We start from the raw sequence: 2,492 nt of genomic DNA, 5'->3' as shown, positions 1-2,492 counted from the left end.
TCCCCGGCGAGTCGCCCCAGACCTCCGGATTCACCCGCCCTTCCCCGGCGAGCCGCCCGAGACCTCCGGAGACGACAACACCCCTCGGCTACCGCACCGCCTTCACCGGGAGCAGCAGCCCGAGCCCGACAGCGAGCACCAGCACGATCGCCAGGATGCCCCAGTACTGCGCGCCGCCCACCGCCACGAACGTCGCGAAGAGCGTCGGCGCCAGGAACGACACCGCGCGCCCGGTCGTGGCGTACAGCCCGAACACCTCGCCCTCGCGCCCGGCCGGCGTGACCCGCGCGAGGAAGGTCCGGCTCGCTGACTGCGCCGGCCCGACGAACAGGCACAGCACGAGCCCGCCGACCCAGAACGCCGTGGCGCCGAGGTCGTGCGTGAAGAACACGGCCGTCCCCGCCACGATCAGCCCGATCAGCGAGGTGACGATGACGGCCTTGGGCCCGAACCGGTCGTCCAGCCTCCCGGACAGGAGGGTGCTGACCCCCGCGACCACGTTCGCCGCGATGGCGAACACGATCACCTGACCGCTGGTGAAGCCGAACGTGCCCTGAGCCAGGATCCCGCCGAAGGTGAACACCCCGACCAGTCCGTCGCGGAACAGCGCCGACGCGATGAGGAAGAGCACGGTGTTGCGGCTCTCCCGCCACAGCCTCCCGATGTCGCGGACGAGCACCGCGTACGACTGGAAGAACCCGACGCGCCCGGTGCGCGGGCTCGGCGTCATCTCCGGCACGACGAACAGCACCGGGAGCGAGAAGACCAGCGTCCACAGCGCCGCGATGAGCGCGATGATGCGGATGTTGAGCCCGCCGTCCTCCGGCACGTGCAGGAGCCCGCCGGTCCCGTCGTCGTTGCCGGTCACCATGCCGAAGTAGACGATGAGGAGCAGCACGATGCCGCCGAGGTAGCCGGCGCCCCAGCCGATCCCGCTGACCCGGCCGACCGTCCGCGGCGTGGAGACCTGCACCAGCATCGCGTTGTAGTTGACGGTGGCGATCTCATAGAAGATCGTCCCGATGGCCACCAGCGCGACCCCGAGCAGGAAGTACGCCGGCTCGCCGACGACGAAGAACATGAGGGCGGTCGCGACGACCACGGCTCCCGTGTTGATGCCCAGCCAGAGCTTGCGCCTCCCCGAGCCGTCCGTCCGCCGGCCCAGCACCGGAGCGAGGATGGCGACGACCGCGCCCGCGATGCCCACCCCCCACGCCAGGCCGCTGGACAGGGTCGCGACGGCCGCCTCGTAGGCGGCGTGCGCCGGTCCGGAGGCGCTGCTCTCGGCATCCCGCGCCGAGACGATCGCCGGGTCGACGAAGAGGCTGCTCGTCAGGTACACGGTGAAGACGAAGGTGGTGATGACCGCGTTGAAGGCCGCGCCTCCCCAGTCCCACGCCGCCCACGACACCACCCACCGGCGGGGGATGCTGCGGTCGGCCGCGCTGTCGGCGAAGAGCGGGGTCGCGGTGGTCACCAGGGCGTCGTCGCCCGCACCACGGCCTCCCGGATGGTCGGTCGTCATGGGGACAGCGTAGGGCCGGGCGGGGAACGCACGGTGAACGACGCGATGCGGCGGCTCACGTCATGATTCGACCTCCCCCCACAGCGTCAGCTTCTCCGGATTGCGCACCGCGCAGATGCCCGACACGACGCCGTCGCGCACGGTCAGCGTGATCACGCCCGTGATGCGCCCGGCCTGCACCTCCACGAACCCCAGCCCGTCGGCCGTCTCACGCGGCAGCAGCGCGGCCTCGGGATACTTCGCCGCGAGCCCGAGGATGAACCTGGCCACGTTGACGGCGCCGTGCACCGGCCGACGAGCCGCGCTGACGATGCCGCCGCCGTCGGAGGTGAGCACGACCTCCGGATCGAGCACCGCGACGAGCTGCGCGAGGTCGCCGCCGTCGGCTGCGGCGGCGAATGCCCGGACGACGCGGTCGTGCTCTGCGCGCGGCACCGGCTGCTCCCGCCCCTCCCGCACCCGCCGCCGAGCGGTGGCCGCGAGCTGCCGGCAGGCGGCCGGGGAGCGGCCGACGGTCTCCGCGATCTCGTCGAAGGGCATCCCGAACACGTCGTGCAGCACGAACGCGACCCGCTCGGCCGGGGTCATCGCCTCGAGCACCAGGAGGAGCGCCATGCTGACCGAGTCGTCGAGCGTCACCCGGTCGAGCGGATCGGCGGGCGCCGCCGCTCCGGCGAACGCGTCCGACGGCACCGGCTCCGGCAGCCAGGGGCCGACATACCGCTCGCGGCGGGCGCGCGCCGATCCGAGCACGTCGAGGCAGATCCGGCTCGCGACGCGGGTCAGCCAGCCCGCGGGCGCGATGATCGCCTCCCGCTCCTCGGGCGTGAGCCGGTACCAGCGCGCGTACGTCTCCTGCACGGCGTCCTCCGCCTCCGCCACCGTGCCGAGCATGCGGTACGCCAGCGCGAGCAGATGCCGCCGCTCGGCGATCACGGCCTCGTCGACCTGTCTCTTATACACATCT

Annotated in this window: 2 protein-coding genes; both read right to left on the bottom strand. The window is 72.4% G+C overall.

Annotated elements, in window-relative coordinates; genetic code table 11:
* Positions 1–88: 88 nt before the first annotated feature.
* On the bottom strand, positions 89–1,525 hold the full coding sequence (locus ACR9ZG_RS18635) for an MFS transporter (protein ID WP_481286335.1): 1,437 nt from the start codon (positions 1,523–1,525) through the stop codon (positions 89–91).
* 60 nt (positions 1,526–1,585) lie between these two features.
* Entirely contained in the window at positions 1,586–2,488 is a 903-nt protein-coding gene (gene sigJ / locus ACR9ZG_RS18630; protein WP_481286336.1) for an RNA polymerase sigma factor SigJ, read from the bottom strand.
* Between the last annotated feature and the right edge of the window lie 4 nt (positions 2,489–2,492).

The sequence above is a fragment of the Leifsonia sp. KNZ12-8B genome, from assembly GCF_056755495.1.
Note: the sequence above shows the minus strand (reverse complement) of the source record. Positions and strands in the feature narration are given on the sequence as shown.

Bases quoted from the DNA above. Each gene is read 5' to 3' on its own strand.
- ACR9ZG_RS18635 (WP_481286335.1), bottom strand. From the start codon at position 1,525: ATGACGACCGACCATCCGGGAGGCCGTGGTGCGGGCGACGACGCCCTG.